Below are 21942 nucleotides of genomic sequence, written 5' to 3' on the forward strand. Positions count from 1 at the left end.
GGCCAGCGCCAACGTCGCTATCGCCAACATGAGCACCGCCGCGCGGACTCTCAAGCGGCCTGAACTGATGATCACCAGGGCTCTCCTTTGAGACGAGGTGTGGAGACGAGAACACCGAACGACGATCGGTGCGGTCTTCCTAAAGTTTCGAGCAGACCGCCGAAACGTGTCAATGAATCTCGGCGTCTCGGTTCAGTTCGCGGTCTCACTTGGCGCTCGCCGGACGCGCGCGGCGGTCACGGGTCGCCGACCCGTGACGCGGTGGCGGAGGCGTCAGTTCCGGCCGGTGAGGAGGAAGCGGAGGTACCGGCGGTAGGTGATGGGCCGGAACGCGTCGGCGCGCGTGACGCCCTCGGCGGCGGCCCGCTCGGCACGTTCGAGGCGCACGGCGGCTTCGGCCACCGACCGGTCGTGGTCCACGCGGGTGTGCGCGGTCGTCGTGTTGGCGGTCCTCATCTCGTCGGCGAGGGCGACCTGTCCGGCGCGCAGCTCGGCCCGCAGCTCGGCGACCCTCGTCTCGGCCTCGGCCAGCACCTGCCGGTGCTCGGTGTCGAGCCGGGCCCGTTCCGCGGCGAACCGGATCCGCAGTGCCCGCTGCTCCACCGGGGTCAGCGTGGTGGGTCGATCGGCCTCGACCTCGGCGGTCCGCCGTTCCCGCCACTGGTCGATGAGCACCGCGGACACCTCGCCGACCCGCGCGGCGCTCACGGCGCGACCGTCGACCAGGACGAAGATCGCCACCCGGTCGAGGCCGTCCGCCTCGTAGCGGACGCCGACGAAATCGGCCGCGGTGCGGATGCCGACCGCTTCGAGGTTGGCGATCTGCTGGGGCCCGACGCCCTCGACGCCGGCGGTCGCGAGGCGGAACTTCGCCAGCTCCGCGCGCAGGTGCGCCTTCTGCCGCCGGACCAGCAACCGCTGCTCCTCCAGGTGCATCCGGGCCGCCGATCCCTGCCGGTCGCGGTCGATCCGGTCCAGGTGCTCCTTCACGGTCCGCTGGTGCGCGCGGAGGCGTTCGTCGTGCCACTGCTGCAGGTCCCGGCGCCGCCGGTCCTGCTCCGCCTTGGCCCGCTCACTCGCCTCGGCGACCTGCCGGGCCTCCCGATCGACCCGCGTGGCGTGGGCGGCGGCGGCCAGGCGGGCGTCGGCGAGCCGGTTGCGCTCGGCCCGCGCGGCACGGGCGCGGGTGGACTCGGGCTGACGCCGGTAACCCGCCGCGGTGGCCGCCGCCCACGCCAGCACCGCGGACACGTCCGCGACCGCGAGCGCCTCGTCCACCAGGATCGCCGCCGCCCCGCCGAACGGCAGCAGCACCGCGAGCACCCACGTCAGTGCGGCCAGCGAGGCCGGGCGACGGCCGAACCGCACCGCGGGTGGCGGCGCGGGCAGGTGCGGTTCGAGGCGTTCCGCCAGCCACGAGGGCAGGCCGGGGCCGACTGGCTCCACGGCTGCGAAATTCCCGCCCGATGGCTCCACGTCGCCGAGCCGTTCGAGCGGCGGGGGAGCGGCGCGGTGGTGGAGCAGGATCTCCTGGAAGCGTTCGGCGAGCCCGCGCAAGCGCGCGTCGGGGTGACCGGTCAGCGTGGCGAGCCGGAACGAGCCCGCCGGGTCGACGAAGTCGGACTCGGCGAGCAGCAGGTGCTCGGCGTCCTCGTCGCGCAGTTGCCGCCACAGCGAGGGGTCGGTCGCCAGGGCCACCAGCGACAGGTAGACCACCCAGGACGAGAACCGGTCGACCTCCGGGCCGAACTCGGCCGCGGTGCGGTCGGGCGACTGGTAGTTGCGGTGCCCGGTCTCGGCGGCGGGCAGCCCGGCGAGCGCGGGCACGTACACGCCGTCGTAGTCGACCAGCTTGATCGAGCCGTCGGCGGTGATCAGGAGGTTGCCGTGCTGGAGGTCGCCGTGCCCGACGCCCGCCGCGGCGAGCCGGTCGACCAGGTCGGCGAACCGCTCGGCGACGCGCGAGACGGCCGCGGAGTCCTCGACGTGCCGGTCGATCCAGCGCAGGAGGTTGACCGCCTCCACCCACTCCATCCGCAGCACGGGGCGCCAGACGCCCTCGACGAGGATGCCCGGGTCGAGGTAGTCGAAGCCGACCGTCCAGTCGTCGTCCAGGCGTGCCAGGTGCTCGCCGACGGCGCGGTAGCGGGCCGCCTGCTCCGGCGCCTCGCGGGTGAAGCACTTGATCGCGTACCGGGTGCCGTCGGTGGCCGTGACCGAGAAGACGCCGGCGAAGTTGCCGGAGATCGCGCGCGGGCGGCCCAACGCGTCGACCCGCACGTCGGCCCCGGCGAGGTCCGTGCCGCGGAAGCACAACGCGGTGTCCTGCAACGCCTCGACGTAGGTCGCGCCCGACGGCCACGCGCGGGCGGGCCCGTCACCCGAGGTCGACGTGGACGACGGTGACGTCGTCATTGCGCATCAACCCCTCCGCCCGTGCGGTCGCCAACCAGGCCGTGAGCCCGTCGAGATCACTGGATCGCGTGAACTTCGCCAGCAGCTGCCACGGTCGGTCACCTCGGTCCGCCGCCCGCAGGAACCAGGCCGCGAGCGCGTCCGTGCAGAGGAAGAACCCGTCGCCGCGTTCCGCCGTGCCCGACGCCGTCCGCACGTGCCGGGCCAGCAGCTCGTGGTCGCGCTGGAACGCGTTGACCAGGCCCGGCGCGTTGTCGAACGCCTCCGCCGACTCCATCGGGAACGCGCGCAGCAGCCGGTCGTCGCGGGTGTGGAACAGGCAGCTGTCACCCAACGCGGCGACATCCCACCGGGTCGACCCGGACGGCTCGGTGTCGAACCGCGCGGCGAGCACCGCGGCGTGCGGGCCGCGGTCCAGCTTGGGCTGCTCGTACCAGGCGATCGGGCGGTCGTCGGCCTCGCGCGCGGCCACGTAGTCCGCGAGCCACTCGCCCCACGCCTCCCCGGCGCGCACCAGCGCCGCGGCGAACCGGTCCACGTCCCGCAGCGCGCAGTCGTCGTCCCGCGCGGCGTCGGTGGTGGTCCGCGTCAGCAGGTCGGCCCACTCGCCCGCGAGCAGGCTCTCCGACGCGCCGTCGGCCACGGCCGCCAGCACGGGTCCGTCCGGCGCCGCCTCGACGTGAGCGGCGTCCTCGCATTCCCGCGCTGTGTTGCCCTGCTTGGGCACGCGGAGGGAAGAGGTGACCATGCCGCTGCTCAGCGCAGGTCCGTCGCACGGGTCCCGATGTCCAGGAACTGCACGAGCGAGGTGATGTCGGCGTTGTAGACGAACCCGCGCGCCAGGTCGCCGGCCGGCACGCCCTGCTGGAGCGCGTAGAAGCGCATGTGGGGCGGCAGCAGGCTGGACATGCCGAACAGGGTGCGCGCGTAGGCGTCCGGCAGCGCGCCGTCGGTGTCGGGGAACGTCACCGGCACCGCGTCGGCGGCGGAGACGTGCAGGTTGAACAGCAGCGCCGCGCCGTCCGCGGTGACGTGCGTCTGCACGCCCCACGCGGCGCCGGCCGGGTCGCCGTCGGTGGACTCGCCGTCGGTCAGGTTGAGCACGATCGGCGGGAAGCCGTCCGGGTGCCGGGACACCCAGTCCGACACCAGCGACTCGGCCGAGGCCAGCGCGCGGCACATCGGCGTGGCGCCGTGGGCGACCGGGTCGACCCAGACCGGGAAGCGGGTCGTCGTCTCGACCAGGCCACCCGCGCCGTCCGGCACCTTCTTGGTCCGCTTCTCCACCCGCGCCGGCTTCTCCGCGACCTGGCTGAGCGGCACGAGGTCGCGCCCCGCGAGCGGGCCGGTGAACGCGGAGCCGACCGCGTGCCCGTAGCCGATGACGGCGACGTGGAAGTAGTCGCGGACGCCTTCCTCCTTGGCGCACTTCACGCTCAGCTCGGCGAGCAGCCGGTTGAGCGCGTCGGCGACCACGTCGGCCTTGCGCTGCCTCCCGCCGCCGATCGGGTCGTTCATCGACGCCGACTGGTCGACCAGGAACACGAAGCAGGACGGGTTGGCGCGGCTGATCTCGGCTGTGTAGGTCACGAAGGGTGTCCAGCTCTCCCACGGCACGGTGTGCGGATCACCCGAAAGGCTAGCGCTATCGAAGGCGGGCACGTCCGGGTGTCACCACTCAGCCCTCCGGCAGGATGCCGCGCCGGAACGGTTCGACGCCGACGGTGTGCCGCACGCGGGTGGGCTCGACCAGCACCATCACCCGCCGTTCGCCGGGGATCCGCCACTCGAACCGCTCGGTCCCGAGGTACTTGCGCGCCAACAGGTCCATGCCGCGCTCGGCCTCGTCGCCCACGACGAACCGGACCGCGCGACCCCGGATCTCCATCCGGTCGTACGGGTTCTCGGTGCTCACGCAGGACAGGGACAGCCGCGGGTCGCGGCGCAGGTTCTCCTCCTTCACGCGGCCGAGCGCGGTGTTGAACACGACGTGGTCGCCGACGAGGTCGACCCACATGGGCGTCACCTGCGGCGAGCCGTCCGGGTTCAGCGTGGCCACGTGCCAGAAGGTCGGCGCCAGCAGCCGTGCCTTGACCTGCTCGTTCAGTTCGTGCACGCGGGCTCCTGGTTCGGGCCCGGATCGGTCACCGCCGGGCAGTCGGTCCGGGTGCGGGTGGGGCTCATCGTCCACGTGGTCGTCGCGGGCCGGTACCCCATGCCGCCGCCGTCCTCGGTCGCGAAGAACACGTCGTCGCCGCCGTTGACCGGGACCATGCGGAAATCGCCGCCCTCGGCGACGCCGACCTCGACGCGGTAGGCGAACGGGCCGGTCGTGCCGGTCAGGTCGAGCACGACGTCGAACCCGGCGTCGGCGCCCGGCTCGACCTGGTGCCGTTCCTCGAAGGTCACCGGCCCGGAGCCGCTGTTGACGCGGAAGCGCGCCTCGGCCGGTTCCGGGAACGGGGGCGTGGCGCCGGGGCGGGGCAGGCACACGAGCCGGACCACGGGCGCGTGCTCACCGGGGTAGGGCGTCGGGTCCGGCACGACCCGCATGTAGGTGCTCTCGATCGTGGTGCGGCGGTCCGCCGAGAAGGTGACGGTGTGCGCGGCGTCGCCGACGGGGAGCGCGCCCTCCCGCAACGCCCAGGCGTGCAAGGCGCGGCAGTCCGAGACGTCCTCGGGCGGCGTCCGCCGGGCCACGTCCTGCGACGCCATCAGGAACCACCCCTGCTCGGCCTCGCGATCGCTGATCCGGACGCCGACCCGCACGTCCGCCCGGGTCGTCGGCGTGTCGGACGAGGACGACGGCGCGTCCGGGCCGGACCGCCGCAGGAGCACCAGGCTCGCGACGAGACCGGCGGCGACGCACACGGCGAGCACGGCGGTCGTTCGGGTCTTCACCGGGGCATCCCTCCCGTGCCACGAGGTCGTCCGTCCAGTTTGTCTCCGGGGCCGGCGGTGGTGCTCGGTGAACGCGACCGTCGGGTTCCGCAGGCCTTATTCTAGTACTAGAATAGGTGGGTGCCCTCGGAGCTGACCCCCGCCGAACTGACCCTGCTGGGTCTGCTGGTCGAACGACCCCGGCACGGCTACGAGCTGGAAGAGGTGATCACCGCCCGCGGCATGAGGGAGTGGACCGAGATCGGGTTCAGCTCCATCTACTACCTGCTGGGCAAGCTGCGCGACCGCGGCCTGGTGGCGGAGGTCGACCCGCGGGCGTCCGGCCGGGGCAGGGCCCGCAAGGTCTTCGGCCCGACCGAGGAGGGGCGCCGGGCGTGCGCGCGGGCGGCCGAAGCGGCGGTGGCCGAGCTGCGGCCGGTGTTCCCGCGCGTCCTCGTCGGGCTGGCGAACCAGCCCGTCATCCCGCCCGAACGGCTCCGCGCGGCCCTGGCCCGCCGTGCCGCCTCGGTGGCGGAGAAGATCGCCGAGCTCCGCGCGGCCGTCGCCGCCCAGCCGCACGCGCCCCGCTTCGCCCGCGCGATCTTCGACTACTCGCTGGCCCAGTTGACGGCCGAACAGCACTGGCTGGCCGCCTACCAGGCCGAACTGACCGATTCACCCGACCAGGAGGACGGCGGACGATGAGCCCGGACCGCTACGACGTCAAGCGGGAGCTCAAGCAGCTCTACGCGCCCAAGAACACCGACTGGGCGCTCGTCGACGTGCCCGAGCAGCAGTTCATCGCCGTCGACGGTCGCGGCGACCCCAACACCAGCGCCGAGTACGCCGACGCCGTCCAAGCGCTCTACTCCGTCGCCTACACGATCAAGTTCGCGAGCAAGCGCGAGGGCCGCGACCTCGTCGTCGCGCCGCTGGAAGGGCTGTGGTGGGCGGACGACCCGGCGGTCTTCACCGCGCGCGCCAAGGACTCCTGGCACTGGCGGATGCTCATCAGCCAACCGGACTGGATCACCGAGGAGGCGATCGAGGACGCCAAGCGGGTCGCGTCGGCGAAGAAGGAGCTCCCCGCCGTCGACGGTCTGCGCCGGGAGGTCCTGCACGAGGGGACCAGCGCCCAGGTCCTGCACATCGGGTCCTACGACGACGAAGGGCCGGTGTTGGCCAGGCTCCACGACGAGTGGCTCCAGGCCAACGGGCTGCGGATGACCGGGCTGCACCACGAGGTCTACGTCGGCGACCCCCGCAAGACCGCGCCCGAGAAGCTCAGGACGGTGCTGCGCCAACCTGTTCGACCCGGCTAGGCGGGGTGCTCGGAGGGCCAGGGGAAGACGGCTCCGGTCAGCTTCTCGGAGACCTCCCACAGGCGGCGTGCCGTCCCGGCGTCCCGCGCCCTCGCCGAGCGGCCGACCAGCTTCGGTGCGCCGCGTCCCTCCAGGAAACCGCTCGGGCCCGCGTAGCTGTCGCCCGGGATGGCGGCCACGGCCGCGTAGAGCGTCGGCAGGGCGCCGTCGTCCTCGCTCTGGGCGAGCAGGCCGGTCGCGGCCCTCTGCGCCAGTTCGCGCACGCGTCGCCGACCGTCGGGCTTCAGCAGGTTCGTGGTCGCCAGGCCGGGGTGCGCGGCGGTCGCGATCACCGGTGAGCCGGCCGCGGTGAGCCGCCGTTGCAGCTCCGAGGTGAACAGCAGGTTCGCGAGCTTGGACTGCGCGTAGGCCGACATCGCCCGGTACGGCTTGCGTTCCCGGTTCAGGTCGTCGAAGTCGATCGAGCCCACCTTGTGGGCGTTGGACGAGACGGTGACGACGCGGCCCCGGATCCGCGGCAGCAGCAGGTTCGTGAGCGCGAAGTGGCCGAGGTGGTTGGTCCCGAACTGCAGCTCGAAACCGTCGGCCGTGCGGGTGAGCGGCGGGATCATCACGCCCGCGTTGTTGATCAGCAGGTCGACGGGGTCGGTGAGGTCGTCGGCGAACGCGCGGACCGAGGAGAGGTCGGCGAGGTCGAGCCGCCGGACCTCCACCCGCCCGGCCATGGTGGCGGCGGCCTCCCGGCCCTTCTCGGGGTCGCGCACGGCCAGCACGACCCGTGCCCCTTTGGCGGCGAGCACGCGGGCGGCGACGCGACCGATCCCGCTGTTCGCTCCGGTGACGACGGCGGTGCGGCCGGGCAGGGGAGGGACGTCCGAGGCGCTGAATGTTGTCATGAGCTACAAAGTAGGCACTGACAACTATGTTGTCAACGGAAACACCTTTCGCTAGGGTGGCCCGGTGCCCGAAGCGACCCCGGAGCGGCCCTACCACCACGGGAACCTGCGCACCGCGCTGCTCGACGCGGCCGAGCGCGGCTTGCGCGAGCACGGCGCGGACCAGCTGTCGCTGCGCGACCTGGCCAGGGAGATCGGCGTCAGCCACGCCGCACCGCGTCGCCACTTCCCGGACCGCCAAGCGCTGCTCGACGCCCTGGCCGTGTCCGGGTTCGCCCGCTTGGACGCCGGGTTGCGCACGGCGTTGGCGGAGGCGGCCGAGGAGTTCCCGGCCCGCGTGCGGGCGACGATGACGGCCTACACCCGGTTCGCCACCGAGAACGCCGCGCTCCTCGAACTGATGTACAGCAGCAAGCACCGGCCGGGTGCGGAGCGGATCGTCGAGGCGGCCGAGGCGCCGTTCCGGCTGATGGACGACCTGATCCGACAAGGGCAGGCACAGGGCGCGCTCGAAGCGGGCGACCCCGAGCGGATCGGGATCGTGCTGTTCGCGACCCTCCAGGGCATCGCCACGATCATCAACGGCAACATCGTCAAGCCCGAGCTGCTCGACGGCCTCGTGGAGACCGCCGTCGACCAATTCCTGCGGGGCGCCCGCCCGCTCGGGTAACGCCCGCCCGTCGCGCGTGCGGTCGAGTCGTCCAATGCTCCTTTTCCGGCTTCACGTGCGGGTGGCTCTACTTTCCGTAGCATTTCCCTGGCGCAACGGGGTGACGCGCGCAGTCCACGGCGTCGAGAATTCGAATATTCCGGTTGGTCGGGCGCGGGCGGCGCGAGTCGAATGGCATCACTGGTACGGACGATTGACGCCCGAGGCGCGGGTGCGGAACTGTTGGCAACGGATCTACCGGTGGGCGACAGGAGGAACTGGGGTATGTCGGATTTCATCAACGTGCTCATCGTCATCGACGCCGAAACCATTATCGAGAATTACGGCAAGAACTCCGACCCGGACCGGCCGACGGCGATTCCCGACAGCAGCGACCTGATCTACATGACCGCGCGGCAGGACCACATCATCGGCTCTCCGGGCAGCGAGTTGACCGTCAAGGCGTCGCCGGACGACATCATCAGGTGGCGTGAGACGACGTTGTCCCTGAACTCCAAGTACACGAGCGTCCTCTACAAGTTCGACGCCTCGTCGGGGGCGAACCTGATCGACACGCCCGAGCCGAAATCGGTGGTCGTCAACGAGCCGTTGCCGAACAGCCACGACCCGTTGGACCCGACCACCCAGAAAATCAACAGCTTCTACTGGCAGTGCACCGTCCTGGAAACGGGGTCGGTCACCTACCACTTCAGCTTCATGATCCTCGACCACACGGGTGCGAAGCTGGGTTACTACTACTGGGACCCGTTCATCAGCATTCAGGACTGACGCACGTCACGAAATGGCGGGGAAGGCCTCGCGGAGTTCCCGCAACAGCACGTCGTACCGGCCGGGTCCGTAGGTGGCCACACTCGACCAGACCGCGTCGAAAGCGGCCACCATCGGGTCCGACTCCTGTTCGGCGAAGATGGCGGGCAGGGCCATCGCCTGTTGGCTGAAGTTGTCGTGGCGGCCGTCCAGCGTGGTCACCACCGTCTGGGGGACCCGCGGGTCGGCCATCATGCGGTCCCACGGCTGGAAGGTGTCCACGAACGGCGGTGGCAAGGGCTCGCCGCGGTCCATCGCGGCCAGGGCGGGTGCGATCCAGTCGACCTCGGCGAGCCCCGCTTCGGCGAACGCACGCCCGATCGCCCAGCGGGCCACCTGCCGCTGGACCGCCGGCTCCGCCCCGGCGAGCGCGTCCACCAGGGACCGATCGACCGACGCGAGGCTCAGCGCCGTGCCACGCAGTCGTCTCAACCGCTCGCCGGGCAGCCGCCCGCCCCACTCGCGTTCCTCCGCCTCCAGACGTGCCCGTGCGGAGGCCCGTTCGCGTTCTTCCCGCGCCCTGCGCTCGCTTTCGGCCTTCTCCTCGGGGGTCGGGGGAGGCGGCTGTTCACGGGCGTGCTGGTGCCGGTAGGCGGCTTGGGCGCTGGTCTGCTTGACGATCCGGTCCGGCTCGGGCGGGGCGGGCCAGAACTGGAGCACGTAGCGCTCGGTCGACGGCTCGTCGTCCTCCCGGTAGATCATGAGGTGGCCCTCGTCCATCCCGGTCGCGCAGTACCGGACCCGGTAGTCGGTCTCGACCAGCCCTTCCAACGGCCACCACTGCTCGCCGCCCAAGGCGACCAGGTTCGCGGGCCCGGCGGGGCGGAACGACACCTCGACCACGTCCTCCCAGTCGTCGTCCAGCGGCGGCGGCCGGTCGTGCAGCTCCACGGTGAAGTCGACGTCACCGGTGTGCAGGCCGGTGACCACGGCCAGCGCACCGGGGATGGCGGCGCCGCACAACCCGTTGACCTGGCCGCCGAAGCCCGCCGGGCTGCCCGTCACGTCGCCGCTCTCGACGAAGACCTGGCTGTAGTGCACCCAAGCGCCGCTCACCAGCGTCCGCACCGGTGAACTCCTTTCCTCGAAGTGGTCGGTCCGGTTCAGGCGAGGTCGGGGAAGGACTCGCGCAGCTCGGCGAACAGGGCGCCGTGGCGACCGTGGCCGAACGTCAGGACGCCCGCCCACAGCGCCTCCAGCGCGGCCCGCAACGGATCTTCCCCGTGCGCGGCGAAGAGCGCGGGCAGGGCCATCGCCTGTTGCAGGACGTCGCGCTTGCCGTCCAACGAGGTCGTCACCTCCGGCGTGATCCGCCCGTCGGCGAGCAGGGAGTCCACGAGCTCGGCGGGCGCCCCGTCGGCGAACGGTGGCGGCAAGGGCTCGCCCCGGTCCATCGCGGCCAGGGCGGGCGCGATCCAGTCGACCTCGGCCAGCCGGGCCTCGGTGAACGCACGCCGGGCCGCCCAGCGGGCCACGTCCCGCTGGACCGCCGGACCGGCCTCGGCGATCGCCTCGCCCAACGGGCGGTCCAGCCCCACCACCAGCAGCGGGATCCCGCGCAGCCGGCGCAGCCCTTCCGGGGGCAGCCGCCCGCCCCACCGCCGTTCCTCCGCCTCCAGTCGTGCCCGCGCGGCGGCGCGGTCCTGTTCCTCGCGCGCCCGGCGCAACGCCTCGGCCTTCTCCTCGGCGGTCGGTGGCGGTGGCTGCCGAGCGGCGTAGCGGTGCCAGTAGGCGGCGTGCTCGCTGGTCCGCCGGACGACCCGGTCCGGCTCGGGCGGCGCCGGCCAGAACTGGAGCAGGTAGCGCTCGCGCGACGGGCTCGGCGGATCCGCGGCGCGCGCGTCGTCCATCCCCACCGCGCAGTAGCGGACGCGGTAGTCGCCCGGCGTCAACCCGTCCAACGGCCAGGAGTTCTCGTACGCCCAGCTGTAGAGCGCCGTGGCCCCAGAGGGGCGGAAGGACACCTCGACCACGTCCTCCCACTCCTCGCCCACCGGCGGCGCCTGGTCGTGCGACTCCACGGTGAAGTCCACCTCGCCGACGTTCGTGCCGGTCATCAGGAACAACGTGCCGGGGACCGCGCCACCGCACAACCCGTTGGCCTGGCCGCCGAAGCACTCGTCCATCCCGAACGAACCCTCGCCGCCCGCCACGTAGAGCTGCCCGTAGTCCGCCCAGGCCGTGCCGCTCATCAGCGTCCGCACCGCGACTCCCTCCCCGAAGATCCGGTCGACCGACATCATGGCGGAGCCCACCGACAAAACCGGGCGACCCGGACGAGTCGTGAAAGTCATTCGTTACGGCGGAGCCGGGATTTTCACCCGGAGCGCTGAATCCGAGGGCTCCCGGCTAACCGCGGCCCGGCCCGGCGCGACGTCCCCAGTGCGCGCCGCGTTCTGCTCCGCGCCGTCCGATCGCGACCGGGCCAGGGGCCCGTGTGCTCATCAGGTGGGTGAAGACCATGCCCGTCGTGCGGGTTGCCCGAGACGACCAGTACGTGCTCAACCACACCACGCGCTTCCTCGCCCGCGACGCGGGCGACGTGGCCGAGCCGTTCCACCTCCCGGTGGTCGACACGCACTGGGACGGTTCGTCGGCGGAGACGTCCTACCGCTTCAACGACGTCACCTTCGCGCACCGCGACGACCAGGCGCGCGAGGTCGGCGTGGTGGGCACGTTCGGCGACCTGCACACGCCCGTGCCGCTGCGCCCGGTCCGGTTCCTGGACGAGCCGACGGGCCTGTGGGCGGTCACCGTGCGCGTGGGCAAGGGACAGGTGCACCGCTACCGGTTCGCCGTGGACGGTCGGTCCGTGCTCGACCCCGTGAACCCGCAGCGGCAGCGCACCGACGACGGCCGGGAGTGGTCGCGGTTCTTCACCCACGGCTGCGCCGTGCCGATCAGCTTCGACCGCTGGGAACTGCGCCTGCTGGAACGCCTGGTCACGCAGGTGCTGCCGTTCCAGCTCGCCGAGAACCGGCGGTTCCTGGGCGACTTCTACCACCGGCTCAGCCGCTCCGAGCGCGACCGGCAGTTCCCGCTGGCGTTCCTGCTGGACGAGTCGGTCGGCGTGGTCAACTTCATCGACAAGCTGCTGGCCCGCGAGGAGCGGCACAACCTCGACGACTACAAGACGTGCCTGCGGCTGGTCGACGGCGTGCTGCGCGCCCGCTTCCCCGGCCGCGAGCCCGCCGAGCTGGGCAGGCAGGCGTTCATGGACCTCTACGACGAGCTGGCCGCGAACGCCGTCCCCGGCTGGGACACCGGGCGGTACGGCGAGCCGCGCCACTTCCTGGTCCTGCTCCGCCGCCACGCGATGACCGGCGCCTTCGCGCACCCCAAGCACGGCGGCAACAACGGCGCGGCGGCGTGGGCCTACCTCGCCGAGCGCTTCGAGTTCGACTGGCGCTCGGCGCTCGAAGCGCCGCTGGGCCGCAACACCGACTACCGGGGATGAGACCATGGCCGACGAGACGTTCGACGCGGTGATCATCGGCAGCGGCGCGGGAGGCGCGCCGATCGCCCACACGCTGGTGCGGGCCGGCAAGCGCGTGCTGGTGCTGGAGAAGGGGCCGCTGTTCCACGCCCAGCACACCAGCCCCGACGGCCTGTCGGACTTCAAGCGGGACGAGGAGTTCGCCACCGGCGCGGAGAAGGTGCTCCGCGTCCAGGGCGTGGCGAACACCGGCGCGTCGTTCTACTCCAGCCACGTCGAGCCGGACCTGAACGACGAGCCGCACGTCTACCGCGACGTCGACGGCCGGGACAAGGTCACCATCGAGGGGTACACGGCGCAGGTCGTGGGCGGCGGCACGCAGCTGTACGGCGGTGTGTCGCTGCGCTTCGCGCCCGACGACTTCCGGCTGCGCACGGTGAACCAGGGGCGTTCGGACCTGCGCGACGACGGGAACGGCGACGTCGCCAGGGAGGCGCGCGACTGGCCGTTCGGCTACGACGAGCTGGAGCCGTGGTACTGCCGCGCCGAGGACCTGGTCGGCATCAACGGCACGCGCGACGGTCAGCTCAAGCCCGTGAGCGTGGACCACTACCAGAAACCGCTGGAGCCCAACAGCATCAGCTCGCACGTCGCCACCGGGATGGACGCGCTCGGCTACCGCCGCTACCGCACGCCGTTGGCGGTCATCACGGAGGACCACGTGCCGAGCGGGCGCACGGTGCCGCTGGACCGCGAGTCGATCAAGACCGCGTTCGTGAACCGCTACGGCGACCCGCTGGGCCTGAAGTCCAACACGTGGGTCTCGCTGCTGCACCCGATCTCGACCGAGCCGGGGTTCTCGTTGCGCGCGAACTGCGCCGTGACGCACCTGTCCGCGACGGGCTCGCGGGTGACCGCCGTGCACTACCGCGACCCGCTCGGCCGCGAGCGCACGGTGAGCGGCGCGGTCGTGGTGGTGGCGTGCAGCGCGATCGAGTCGGTGCGGCTGTTGCAGCTGTCCGCCGCGCTGGACGCCGGTTTCGCCGCCCGGATCAACGGCAACGACCTGCTCGGCCGCTACTTCCTGACGCACTGCTTCGGCGGCGCGTCGGCCCGCGTGCCCGGCCGCCACGACAAGTCCCGCACGCTCGACTCGGACTGGGCCACCGACGCGTGCGCCGCGCCGGAGTTCGTGCGCGCCAACAACCTGTGGGCGGGCGGCGCGATCTACAACAACACGTCGGACTCGGCGCTGCCGATCAGCATGGCGCGCACGTGGGCCGCCAACGACATGGACACGATGTGGAAGGGCTACCTGTACGACCTGGACATGCGCGGTGACGCGTTCGACGGCTACCTGACCGAGAACTTCGGCCGGCAGCTGTCGGTGGCGTTCATGGCCAACCAGCTGCCACTGCCCACCAACCGGATCACGCTGCACCCGACCGTGCGCGACAAGTGGAACCGGCCCGTCGCCCACATCGACAAGGGCTGGCACGCCCACGACCGGGCGGTGATGGACGTGCTGGCCGAGCAGTGCCGCCGCATCCTCGCCGCCGGCGGCGACGGCGTGCAGGTGATCGGGCACGGCCACGTCGGCAACGACGTGCGGCGCATCGCCAACCACGTGCTGGGCGGCGCGCGGTTCGGCACGGACCCGGCCGACTCGGTGCTCGACCCGGACTGCCGCGCGTGGCGGTTCGACAACCTCTACGTCACCGACGGGTCGTTCATGCCGACCTCCGGCGGCGCGAACCCCACCCTGACGATCCAGGCCAACGCCTTCCGCGTCGGCGACCTGCTCACCACGAGGGTGTGACGGCCATGGACCCCGCGTTCGACGACATCTTCACCCAGCCGGAGAACGAGATCTTCCGGGTCGTGTTCTTCCCCGACCGGATCTACCACTCGCGCTACCTGCACGCCTCGCGCAGTCCCCGGTACCGCTACGACGTGGACGAGGTCCGCAACGGCCCGGACATCACCGCCATGAAGGGCAGCGTCTACCTCGACGGCACGCGGCTGTGCAGCGTGCTGCGCCTGGAGTACCGCGCCGGACGGCTCACCGAACTGGTGCGGGAACGCGGACGCCGCCTCGGCGCCTCGGTGAACGCGTGGGTGCGCCTGCTGCCGGACGACGCCGCGCTCACCGCCGACGCGACCGTGACCTTGCGCTACGACAAGGCGGTGGACGCGTACGCGGTGGAGATGTGGGACACGCTGGAGCCGCCCGAGCACACCCACCACGACTACCGGGTGCTGCCGCTGATGGGCGCGAACGCCCCGATCACGCGTCCGCCGTCGCTGTCGTCGGCGTTGGTCGACATCAAGGCGCTGCGCCGGCTGGAGGTGGCGTTCAGCGAGGTGGCGATGACCACGCCCACCGGCCACCCGGTGCCGGACGTCCAGTGGGACAACAACTTCCTGCGCTCGCACCAGGAGCCGCGCGACCCGTCGCCCTCCTCGGACCGGAACACCGTGCGCGACCTGAACTACCTGCTCGACTACCAGCGCGCGTGGTTCATCCCCGACTCGGCGCAGGTGCCGCCGGTGCGCTACCGCAACGCGATGATGGACGCGGACAACCCGGAGGCGGGCGACGGCAACGTGCTGGACATGCGCTGGCTCGTGCAACGCGAGCTGGGCGGCGACCTGGTGTTCTTCCACGAGGTGACGATCCCGCCGGGAGTGGTGGAGGGCACGCACCGCCACATCGGCTCCGAGGAGCTGTACTACGTCGTGTCCGGCCGCGGTCGGGCCTACCTGGGGGTGGACGACGACCCGGCCGCGGCGGGCCAGCCGGTCGTCGAGCGGCACGTGTACGGCATCGGCCGCAAGCAGTGCCGCGAGGTGGCCGTGGGTCCGGGCAGCACGCTGTTCACCAAGAGCGGCGGCATCCACGGCATCCGCGCGGACGGCGACGAGCCGTTGAAGTTCGTGGCGTTCCTCTACCAGCCCTGAACCCCTGAATGGGAGGTGACCCCCGTGCGGATTCCCCAAGGTGACGCCGTGCGCCGCGTCGAGCCCGGTGCGACGCCGGACTACTCGTCGGACAACCCGCTGGAACGGCTGCTCACGGTGGTGCAGGAGACCCGGCTCGCCGCCGAGCTGGAGTGCTACGCCACGCCGTCGTTGCAGTACGTGCTGCCGCACGAGTGGCTGGAGCTGTACGGGCCGAGCAGCCCGAACACCGACGTCCTCGACCCTGCGGCGCAGGACTTCAAGACCGACTTCCAGAAGCAGAACGTCGCCGACTTCCGGTTGGGCGACACCAGGGCGGTGCGCGGGTGGGCGTTGGCCGGCGACTGGACCGGGCCGTTCCTGCACCTGTCCTACCGGGCCGGGCCGGACAGCGCGCTGGCTCGGGCGCACGGCGGTTCGCTCGGCGACCGGGTGCTGGTGGAGGTGGAGGTCGAGGGCGGTGGCCGGGCCGAGGTGGAAGCCCCTTACGACCCGGACAGCGGGCGTTACGCCGTGGAGCTGTGGGGCTACCGCGGTGACGACCTGGAGTCGCGGGTCGGCACGCGCGGCAGGCAGTCGCTCAAGCTGGGGATCCTGCAAGCACGCCCGGACCTCGCGCGTGGCGCGCCGGACGCGTTCGGCCGTGCCGGGTTGGACGGCCGGGACGTCCGCGAGGTCGCGCCCGACCACCTGCTGCACCCCGTCCGCCCGCTGCGGGTCGTGCTGCGGTGGCGCAGCGCGGACCGTTCGGCCGAGGTCGGGCCCGTGACGCTCGCGTTCCAGATGGTGGTGCGCGGGTGGGACGCGTTCCTGGAGGTGGGCCGGAGCCCGAACCCGCACGGCGGCATCGGGTTCCTGGAGTACCGCAACCTGCTGTCGAACTACTTCCGGTTCACCGGCTCGGGCGAGCTGGGGCGGAAGCTGGAGCCGTACAACCTGGACGGCTTCGGCCGCAAGGGCGCGGGCGAGGAGCCGTTCCTGGCCGTCGAGTACATGGACCTGCACGTGCTGGACGCCGGGTGCGGCATCGGCCTGCACCGGCACCGGGACAACTCCGAGGCGTTCCTGATGCTGGAGGGCGAGGGCTGGATGGTGATCGGCGACTGGGCCGAGCCCGACGCCCGCGACCGGTGCTTCGAGGTGCGCCTGCTGCGGGCGGGCCACCTGGCGCTGCTGAAGGGCGGCAACCTGCACGGCCTGGCCAACCCGTCGGACCACCAGATCTCGCTGTTCATGTTCGGCGGCTACGACTGACCACCGGCCACCGGGTTCGTGACGCCGAGCTCCACCAACAACGCCCGCGCCTCGGGGCGGCACAGCTCGCTCCACCGCGCCAACGCCCGTGCCGCTTTCACCCGGAGGTGGCGCGGGACGGCCGGGTCGTGCGCGATCTCGCGGGCGACGACGGCGGCGGACTCGCGGTGGTCACGGCGCAGGTCGGCGGCGGCCTCGGCGGCACGCAGCCGGGCACCGGGACGGAGCGCGCGGTCCCGCGCCATGTCGCGCAACGCGATCGCGCCCTCGGCCGGGTCGAACACGCCGATGGCCTCGAACACCTGGATGCGGACCAACGGGTTCTCGGCGGAGCGGAGCTGCCTCAACAGCGGCACGACCTGTGCCCGCAGGTCCGGCCGTGCCTTGCCGAGCACACGGGCGGCGTCGACGCGAGGGAGAGTCGGCAGCGCATCGTCCGTGGCGATCTCCCACAGGCACACGGCGCCGAGTTCGCGGCCCCGTTCACCGAACCTCAGGAGGTCGTCGGCCGCCTGCCACCGCAGGGTGGGCCGACAGGCGGGATCGGTGGCGATGCCGTGCAGGACGCGAACAGCGGCGGCGCGGTCGTCCACGGAGTGGTGCCGGATCAGCATCGCGGCCTGCCACCGGATCGCGGGCGACATCCGCTCGTCGTCCCGCACGGCTCGCAACCGCCGCAGACCACCTGACCGCCTCAACGCGTAGAGCGCGTGCAGGCGGTCGGAGTCCGACAGCCTGCCGTCCTCCGCGAAGTCGTGGAGCACCGGGACCAGCCGTTCGGGGGTGTCGCCGGTCAGGACATTGATCCGGCGGGCGGCGCCGGCCCGCTCGCGCGCGGCTTCGGCAGTGTCGCGGGCCGCGGTGTCGTCCTCGGCCAGCAGGTGCTGGCGTCCTGCCCCCTTCAAGCGCATGAGTGCTTGACGAACGTTGAAGCGAACGTTCCGGGGCCACGTCGTCTGTTCGAGCACCCGGACCGCTTCGGGAACCATGCGGGGTGAGAGCCCGGCGAGCGCCGCGGCGGCTCTGATCCGGTCCGCCGGCATCGTCTCCACCGCGGTGATCACGTCGCGGAGCACCGCCGCCGCCTCGGTGGCGAGCGCGGGCCCGGTCCACTCGCTGAGGTCACCGGCCCGCTGGGCCGGAGACGCGGTGTGGTCGGCCAGGAGGTCGCGTTCGGCGCGGAGTTGGTCCCTGCCCGACAGCGCGGGGATCAACTGACGTCGTTGCTTCGGGCGGGCCGACGGATCGTCGACGACCGCCTGTGCGAACCTGGCCACTTCACGATCGTGCGGTACGCGGTGCACGAGCCATTCGAGGGCGTCAGCACGTTCCTCGACGGTGAACTCCGGGCTCGTGGCCAACCTCCGCAACGAGGAGAAGGCCACCTGGGCCCGCGCCGGTGCCAGCACCATCAGCTGCCACGCGGCCTCGGCGCGGTCGCGCACCGGTTGCGCCTCGTCGTCGAGCACCCGGGCGTGGAAGGCGACCGCGGCGTCGAGCGTGGTCGGGTCGTGTTCGGCGAGCAGCCGCACCGCATCCGTGCACCACTGGAACTCCAGGCAGGCGTCGGCGGCTTGCTCGCGGATCTCCGCGAGCGCCTCGTCGCGCGAGCCGGGGTGCAGGTCGGCCAGCAGGTCGGCGGCGGACAGCCGCCGGTGGCGGTCGGAGTCCACATCGGCCAGGCGGGCCCGGAGGGCGGGCGCGAGGTCGGCGCCGAGCTCGGCCAGGGCTCTCACGCGGGATGTCCACGTCGTCGCCGCTGTGTCGGCGTTCTCCCTCATCACCACGGCGACCGCGGTGTCGATCGCGGCCGGCTCGGCACGGGCCAGGGCCACCGCTGCCTCACCGCGGTCCGACAGGGGCAGCAGGTCGTCGGTGACGACTCGGCGCAAGCCGTCCACGACGACCGGGTCGGACCGGTGGTCCAACACCTCCATGGCGTTCGCCACCTGGCACAGGGTGGCGGCGTTCGTATCGGGTTCGTGCGCCAGAGCGCGCAGAGCGGCTGCCACCTCGGCGCGCAGGCCGGCGCCGAACTTGCGGGCGTCCCTGGTCATCAGGTGCAACCACGAGTTCGGCACGATCCGCCCCTCGATCATGCGCACGATCCCGTCGACGACCTGGCTGCGGAAGGGACGTCCCAGCATGATCAGGGCGGAGGCCGCGCTGTGCCGTGCCCGGCCGTCCCACACCGGGTCACGCAGCACGGCGATCATCGCGGCGGCGTACGCGTCGCGGTCGGTGACGTCTACGTGGTTGAAGGTCGGGTAGTCGCGGTACGAGGCCCAGAGCGCCGCCTGCTCCGGCGCGACCAGCGACAGCACGGCAGCGGATGTCCGCTCGTGGAACCCGGTGCCCAGGCGTCGCAGCGTGCGCCACGCCATCAGTTGTGCGTCGGGGTCTTCCTGGCTGGTGGCGATCTCCGACAGGTGGCGGGCCACCTCGTCGTGGAACTCCGGACCCAGGCCGATCAAGTGCGAGCCGGCCTGGATGCGGATCCGGGCGTCGGTGGCGCGGTCCGTCAGCGTCGCGCGCAGGGAGGCCACCGCCGGCGCCCGATGGGGCTCGCCCAACGCCGCCAGCTTGGCGCCCGCCGACAACCTGTCGTAGAAGGAGGCCGTGGGGTGGGTGGTGACGGCGCGCAGCGTGGCCGCGGCCTCCTCTCGGTGCTCCGGGCCCAGGTCGGCGAGCTCCTGCGCGGCCCACAACCTGCCGTTGGCGTCGGTGGTCCAGTCGGCGAGGATCGCTTGCAGGAGGTCCAGGGCCTCACCCTGCGCCCCCATGTCGGCGAGCGAACGGGCGATGGTCGACCGCGTGTAGACCTCGACGCCGACGGTCCTGGACAACGCCAGCAGGTGGTCGACGGCCGCCACGCGGTGGTGTGGACCCAGTTCGGCGAGCGCCTCGGCGGCGGGGACCCGCCCGCCGCGTCGATCGGAGATCAGCCTGGTCAAGGCGGCGACGGCTTCGTCGGAGCGCTGCGGGCCCAGGGACGCCAGGCCCACCGCCGCGTCGCGCAAACCGGCGCTGAAGTCGGTGCGGGTGCGCAGGACCTCGCGGAACACGTCGGCGGCGCGCTCGTGGTGCTCGACGTCGATCTCGACCAACCCCGTCGCGGCGTGGACGCGGGCTTGATCGGGGGCGTCGGGGTCGTCCAGCACGTCGGTGAGAACGGCGACGGCGTGCTCGCGCGACTCGCCGTCGAAGCCGGCCAGGACCACGGCGGCGTTGCGCAGTTGCTCGGCCGTGGCCGAAGGGGAGGCGAGGATGGCGCGCAGGCCCTGGTCGGAGGCGCGGTGGCCGTCCGGGCCGCACTCGGTCAGCGCCTCGGCCGCGGCGAGCCGGTGCTCCACCGGGATCGCGGAGTCGTCCACGACGCGGCGGAGCAGGCGGGCGGCGTCGGCGGACTCGGCGCCGCGGAGCCTGGTCGCGAGCGCCGCCGCCGCCTCGACCCGTGACGGCCAGGGCGCGTCGTCCGAGTCCATCAGGTCGCGCAGCCACGAGGCGGTGCCGGGGTGGTGGGCGGCACGGCTGGTCTGCGACAGGATCTTCAGCGCCGGGTGCTGGGTGGTCATCGCCCACGCCCGCACGGTGCCCAGGAAGCCGTCGACCGCGGCCGGGCCCGCGGGCAGGTGCCGGGCGAGCAGGCGGGCGGCCAGGAGGTGCTGGTCGGAGCCGCCCGCGTGCAGGTGCTCGAGGAGGCGTTCGGCTTCCGCCGGGTGCAGGCGGGTGTGGTGCAGCAGCACGGCCCTGGCGTGGCGTCCCCGGTCCTCGGCGCGGGCGGCGTGCAGGAGGCTCGCGAAGTCGGCGTGCGCGGGGTCGAAGCGGTCGGGGAGCAGCCTGGCCCTGGCGGTGGCGGCGAGGTGCTCGGCGAAGCTGTGGTGCAGGAACCGGAGGTCCTCGCCGCGGCGGCTGAGCGGACCCACGGCGGCGAGGTAGGTGATCAGGTCGTCCTGCCACGCGCCCGCGAGGTCGGGCAGGTGGCGTGCGGCCCAGTCGTGCGCGGCGACGACGAGGGAGGTGTCGGCCTCCAGCCGCACGCGGCCGAGGTGCTCCAGCAGCGCGTCGCGCACCGGGTCGAACGGGCCGGGCTCGGCCGTGTGCGCGGTGCGCAGGTGCTTCAGGTACGCCTCGTACAGCTCGTACTGGTTGTCCGGCAACGGGCGGTTGCCCGGCTGCTCGAAGATGATCGCGGCGATCGTCGCCAGCAGCGGCACGCGCGCCAGCTCGTCCAGGTGGGCGGCGCGGATCTGGCGCACGAACCGGTAGGCGCGGTCCCGGTCGCCGAACCAGTTGCGGGCGAACTGCCGCAGCGCGCGTTCGTCGAACGGTTGCAGCTCGTAGCGGGCGGCGCCGATGCGCTGCAGCGGCGCCAGGGCCGCGCCCTCGATCGGCCGGGTGGTGACCACGACCCGGTAGGGCGAGGAGGGCTCGGCGGTCCACGCGGCCAGCACGGTGACCAGGCGGTCCCGCTCGGTGGTGTCGGCGACCTCGTCCAAGCCGTCCACCAGCAGCAGCCAGCGGCAGCCCGCGATCCGCCCCTCCAGGGCGCGCGGGTCCAGGGGAGAGGCGAGCAGGGCGCCGTACTCCACGCCGGCGCTCTCCGCGACCGCCTCCGGGAACGGTCGGCCGAGCCGGCCGGCCAGCTCCCGGGCCGTCAACCGCAGGGGCATCACCCGTTCCGCCATCGGCGCGGGTTCGCCGTCGTGGGAGAGCCACTGCTCGGCGACGTCGGCGGCCAGCCGCAGCGACAGCGTGGACTTGCCCTGCCCGGGACCACCGGTGATCACCACGTGGTCGTCGCGGTCCAACGCCTCCCAGACGGTCCGGGTCGGCGCGCGCACGGCCAGGCGGGTGATCGGAGGGCTCGGCGGCTCGACGACCTGCCCGCGGCCGTCCACGATCGGCGCCGGTCGCGGTGGCTCCGGCGCGAGCTCGTCCACGCCGCTGCCCAGGTCCTGGCGCACGTGCACCGTCACCAGCGACGACCGGCGCGGGCCGGGTAATCGGTACGGCATCTCCCGGGCGGTGTCGACCTGCGCCCGCAGCAGGAACCGGACCGGTGCGGGCAGTCCCGACGACGCCGGCTCGGCCGACGACCCCGGCCCGACCTCCGTGCCGGTCACGGTGATGTGCACGCCGCCGTGGATCGTGCCGGCCAGCACGGCGGGTCCCCGCACGTCACCGCCGATCCGGTTGACCTCGGTGGACCGAGCGCGCTCCTCCAACCCCGACCCCTTCCCGCCCGCGGTGAACGCATGGTCCCACGGGTTCCGAGGTCCGCGGATACCGTCCGCCGGG

The 21942-nt window shown here is 72.6% G+C and carries 17 protein-coding genes; 8 read left to right on the top strand and 9 right to left on the bottom strand.

What is annotated here, in order from left to right; all coding sequences use genetic code 11:
* Window positions 1-273 precede the first annotated feature (273 nt).
* From ABTZ99_RS28265 to ABTZ99_RS28285, 5 genes are all read right to left on the bottom strand, one after another.
* Window positions 274-2415, bottom strand: a complete 2142-nt coding sequence (locus ABTZ99_RS28265; RefSeq protein ID WP_499615378.1) for a protein kinase family protein — start codon at window positions 2413-2415, stop codon at window positions 274-276.
* On the bottom strand, window positions 2378-3163 hold the full coding sequence (locus tag ABTZ99_RS28270) for a protein phosphatase 2C domain-containing protein (RefSeq protein ID WP_499615380.1): 786 nt from the start codon (window positions 3161-3163) through the stop codon (window positions 2378-2380). The genes ABTZ99_RS28265 and ABTZ99_RS28270 overlap by 38 nt, the downstream gene beginning before the upstream one ends.
* Window positions 3164-3171: 8 nt before the next feature.
* Entirely contained in the window at window positions 3172-4005 is an 834-nt protein-coding gene (locus tag ABTZ99_RS28275) for a vWA domain-containing protein (RefSeq protein ID WP_498780127.1), read from the bottom strand.
* A gap of 88 nt (window positions 4006-4093) precedes the next feature.
* Window positions 4094-4531 carry a PPOX class F420-dependent oxidoreductase gene (locus tag ABTZ99_RS28280; protein WP_498780126.1) on the bottom strand — a complete coding sequence of 146 codons (438 nt, stop codon included), beginning with the start codon at window positions 4529-4531 and terminating at the stop codon, window positions 4094-4096.
* A complete protein-coding gene (locus tag ABTZ99_RS28285) occupies window positions 4519-5316 on the bottom strand; it encodes a hypothetical protein (protein ID WP_499615384.1) in 798 nt (265 codons plus the stop codon). The genes ABTZ99_RS28280 and ABTZ99_RS28285 overlap by 13 nt, the downstream gene beginning before the upstream one ends.
* 120 nt (window positions 5317-5436) lie before the next feature.
* Between ABTZ99_RS28285 and ABTZ99_RS28290 the strand changes: the two genes are divergently transcribed.
* Window positions 5437-6000, top strand: coding sequence for a PadR family transcriptional regulator (locus ABTZ99_RS28290; RefSeq protein WP_499615387.1), 564 nt, complete (start codon window positions 5437-5439; stop codon window positions 5998-6000).
* Window positions 5997-6617 carry a GyrI-like domain-containing protein gene (locus tag ABTZ99_RS28295; protein ID WP_498780121.1) on the top strand — a complete coding sequence of 207 codons (621 nt, stop codon included), beginning with the start codon at window positions 5997-5999 and terminating at the stop codon, window positions 6615-6617. The genes ABTZ99_RS28290 and ABTZ99_RS28295 overlap by 4 nt, the downstream gene beginning before the upstream one ends.
* Here the strand turns inward: ABTZ99_RS28295 and ABTZ99_RS28300 are convergent.
* Window positions 6614-7513, bottom strand: a complete 900-nt coding sequence (locus ABTZ99_RS28300) for an oxidoreductase (RefSeq protein ID WP_499615389.1) — start codon at window positions 7511-7513, stop codon at window positions 6614-6616. The two genes, ABTZ99_RS28295 and ABTZ99_RS28300, sit on opposite strands and share 4 nt — an antisense overlap.
* A gap of 64 nt (window positions 7514-7577) precedes the next feature.
* On the opposite strand from ABTZ99_RS28300, the gene ABTZ99_RS28305 reads away from it, so the two are divergent.
* Both ABTZ99_RS28305 and ABTZ99_RS28310 read left to right on the top strand, forming a co-directional pair.
* Entirely contained in the window at window positions 7578-8183 is a 606-nt protein-coding gene (locus ABTZ99_RS28305; RefSeq protein WP_499615391.1) for a TetR/AcrR family transcriptional regulator, read from the top strand.
* 264 nt (window positions 8184-8447) lie between these two features.
* Window positions 8448-8951 (top strand): inclusion body family protein, encoded by a 504-nt coding sequence (locus ABTZ99_RS28310; RefSeq protein WP_498780117.1) that lies wholly within the window; start codon window positions 8448-8450, stop codon window positions 8949-8951.
* Window positions 8952-8957: 6 nt separating this feature from the next.
* On the opposite strand, the gene ABTZ99_RS28315 is transcribed toward ABTZ99_RS28310, so the two are convergent.
* Window positions 8958-10058, bottom strand: coding sequence for a hypothetical protein (locus tag ABTZ99_RS28315; RefSeq protein ID WP_499615393.1), 1101 nt, complete (start codon window positions 10056-10058; stop codon window positions 8958-8960).
* 35 nt (window positions 10059-10093) lie between these two features.
* Window positions 10094-11194: a serine/threonine-protein kinase gene (locus tag ABTZ99_RS28320; RefSeq protein ID WP_498780112.1), complete on the bottom strand. Its 1101-nt coding sequence runs from the start codon at window positions 11192-11194 to the stop codon at window positions 10094-10096.
* A 266-nt stretch (window positions 11195-11460) separates the two neighbouring features.
* Between ABTZ99_RS28320 and ABTZ99_RS28325 the strand changes: the two genes are divergently transcribed.
* Genes ABTZ99_RS28325 through ABTZ99_RS28340 form a run of 4 tightly spaced genes read left to right on the top strand, consistent with a single transcriptional unit; the run spans window position 11461 to window position 16641 of the window.
* On the top strand, window positions 11461-12447 hold the full coding sequence (locus ABTZ99_RS28325; RefSeq protein WP_499615395.1) for a gluconate 2-dehydrogenase subunit 3 family protein: 987 nt from the start codon (window positions 11461-11463) through the stop codon (window positions 12445-12447).
* A 4-nt stretch (window positions 12448-12451) separates the two neighbouring features.
* Window positions 12452-14245, top strand: a complete 1794-nt coding sequence (locus ABTZ99_RS28330) for a GMC family oxidoreductase (RefSeq protein WP_499615397.1) — start codon at window positions 12452-12454, stop codon at window positions 14243-14245.
* 5 nt (window positions 14246-14250) lie between these two features.
* On the top strand, window positions 14251-15387 hold the full coding sequence (locus ABTZ99_RS28335) for a cupin domain-containing protein (RefSeq protein WP_498780107.1): 1137 nt from the start codon (window positions 14251-14253) through the stop codon (window positions 15385-15387).
* Window positions 15388-15411: 24 nt separating this feature from the next.
* Window positions 15412-16641 carry a cupin domain-containing protein gene (locus ABTZ99_RS28340; RefSeq protein ID WP_498780106.1) on the top strand — a complete coding sequence of 410 codons (1230 nt, stop codon included), beginning with the start codon at window positions 15412-15414 and terminating at the stop codon, window positions 16639-16641.
* Here ABTZ99_RS28340 and ABTZ99_RS28345 read toward each other — a convergent pair.
* Complete coding sequence (locus tag ABTZ99_RS28345) at window positions 16632-21869, bottom strand: NACHT domain-containing protein (RefSeq protein ID WP_499615400.1); 5238 nt, start codon at window positions 21867-21869, stop codon at window positions 16632-16634. The two genes, ABTZ99_RS28340 and ABTZ99_RS28345, sit on opposite strands and share 10 nt — an antisense overlap.
* Between the last annotated feature and the right edge of the window lie 73 nt (window positions 21870-21942).

It is taken from the genome of Actinosynnema sp. NPDC002837 (assembly GCF_040295345.1).
Classification (GTDB): Bacteria; Actinomycetota; Actinomycetes; order Mycobacteriales; family Pseudonocardiaceae; genus Actinosynnema.